Here is a 2,354-nt window from a genome sequence, read left to right on the forward strand (position 1 = left end):
AAAAATATTTATTCTTCTATAGGATTTTCAGGACCGTTAAGTTCCAGCTGATAAAAAGCTAAATCTAGCCATTTATTAAACTTATAACCAGCTTTTTTTATTGTTCCTGCATGAACAAATCCATAGTTTTGATGCAAGGCAATACTTTTCTCATTCTCTGCATCAATTCCAGCAATTAAGGTCATATACTCTCTTTCCTTTGCAATTTTGATTAATTCCTTCATTAATGAAGACCCAATGCCATTTTTTCTATATGCCTTATCTACATACACAGAATGTTCAACTGAATATTTATAAGCAGGCCACGTTCTAAATGGGCCGAATGTCGCAAATCCTACTACTTTATTATCTAATTCATATACGAAAATTGGATACCCTTCAGCCTTTTTTTGTTCATACCAATCTATTCTATTTTCAAGGGTTACAGGTTTATACGCATATACAGCTGTTGTATAAAGTATCGCATCGTTATAAATATCTAAAATGTATGCTAAATCTTTTTTCGTTGCTTCCCTTATCATTGTTTTCTTCCTTTCATCATGTTCACCTTATATCACTATCTTTTCAATAGTTTTATTTTATCGAAATTTCCGATTTTTATCTACATACGAATACTAGCTTTTCGGAAACCGTCAAATATATTTATTGCAGCAGATAATGTGTAAATTACAATTCCACCGCCAACTAACCACGTTTTAAATCCCTCTAGGGAAATAGTAAATGCATTTGCCAAATACGTAATAAACCCTGCGTTAAATACATGTGGATTTACTACAATTACAATGAATACTATCGTCCCAGCTACCTGAAGAATAGCATTCCCAATCGCCAATCTTTGCGTCCATTGTCCCTGCACTAATTTATAAAGGGATATACATATTTCAAAAACGATCATAATTACAACGATTGGCCAGTACTGCAATAAAACATCTTGATTAAAAGTTGGCGAGACAAACTTCAGTCCATTTGCCGTACCGTTATATACGCCAACAAGATGATTCGCATAAAAATAAAGTGTAGCCCAAACTGCTGTCCACATTAAACCTCCAAAAACTTCAAACTTCGAGATTGCTTTTTTCTTTGGGATATACGAGATGTTTTTCAAATCATCTGGTGTCCATTTTTTTAAACTTGTCGTCAACGGCTCGATACCTTTGTCTGTATCTGTTCTTTCTAAAATAACAAACACAAGTGTCAACCAGAAAAATACATGGAGGCCCACTTCAAAAATTTCCCCAATGCCTTTACCTATCAATTGAAAAATAACATTTAATACTGCTTGATCACCACTATAGCCTATAAAATTTTCTGCAATCATTGATATGAGTGCAATGACAGCTGCGATTGGTATAATCATTTTTAACAACGTTGTATATACATCAAAATAACGTGGTCCAATTAAATGCATCGGTCTATCCAAATAACCATTAGCCAATGAAACCGGACTCCCCAATTTTTCGAGAACGCTCTTTACATCTTTCTCATTATAATCTTCAGGTAACATATCATCTATAATTGACCTTAGTTCAAGTGTAATATCTTCACGATTTTTTTCAGGTAATCTCTTCGCAACCTCTTGGATATAGAGATCAATTAAATTCATTCTCTTCCTCCTTTAATAAGTTATAAAGTTCTTTCGAATCCTTTATCCATTCTTTTTTCAACTGCAAAAATATTTCTAATCCATAATCACTTAAAACATAATACTTACGAGGTCTACTCTCCGTTTTATCCCAATTACTCGTCACTAATTCCTGCTTTTCTAATCGGCGAAGTAGTGGATATAAAGTACTTTGATCAATTGTAACCCCTGATTGCTCCAATAACTGGACAAGTGAATATCCGTACTGAGGCGTTCTTAATTGACTTAAAACAGCTAACGTTAATGTCCCTCTTCTTAACTCAGTAATTAACGAATTTAATAAAGTATCCATTCACTCACCTCATTTCCATTACTATATGTCATACAGTATGTGTTTTATACTATGTATCGTACAGTATTAATGTGACAAAAACTATAATTTTTTACCAAAAACAGATAATGAACAGCGCAAATTATATGATTTGTGCTTTTTTAGCTAAGTTATATATAACACTCTATAAGATAACAACCTTAACTACTAATTTTGAAGTTGCAGTAATGCTATATTAAGTTACAAATATCGTATACATATGATGTGAACATAACATCTCACTATAGGAAGCTATAAAAACGGTGAATTACCATGCTTGAATGATTCCCGTTTTCAGCACCTAATCAACGTTATTTCCTTCATAAACTTCATCTTGTTCAAAATCTCTATTTTTGTTTGGTTTATTAGAGAAAAATAAAAAAACAATTAAATTAGGTTAAT

At 32.4% G+C, this 2,354-nt stretch carries 3 protein-coding genes; all 3 read right to left on the reverse strand.

Annotated elements, in window-relative coordinates; genetic code table 11:
• Window positions 1-8: 8 nt before the first annotated feature.
• The gene (locus ACQGS6_RS26715) at window positions 9-521 is read right to left on the reverse strand and encodes a GNAT family N-acetyltransferase (protein ID WP_000617513.1); all 513 of its coding nucleotides are present in this window, start codon (window positions 519-521) and stop codon (window positions 9-11) included.
• Window positions 522-601: 80 nt separating this feature from the next.
• Window positions 602-1,603 (reverse strand): HAAS signaling domain-containing protein, encoded by a 1,002-nt coding sequence (locus tag ACQGS6_RS26720; RefSeq protein WP_001048871.1) that lies wholly within the window; start codon window positions 1,601-1,603, stop codon window positions 602-604.
• Window positions 1,590-1,934, reverse strand: a complete 345-nt coding sequence (locus tag ACQGS6_RS26725; RefSeq protein WP_000380300.1) for a PadR family transcriptional regulator — start codon at window positions 1,932-1,934, stop codon at window positions 1,590-1,592. The genes ACQGS6_RS26720 and ACQGS6_RS26725 overlap by 14 nt, the downstream gene beginning before the upstream one ends.
• Window positions 1,935-2,354 lie beyond the last annotated feature (420 nt).

Source organism: Bacillus sp. GMs2/2, from assembly GCF_050172095.1.
Taxonomy (GTDB): Bacteria; Bacillota; Bacilli; order Bacillales; family Bacillaceae_G; genus Bacillus_A; species Bacillus_A cereus.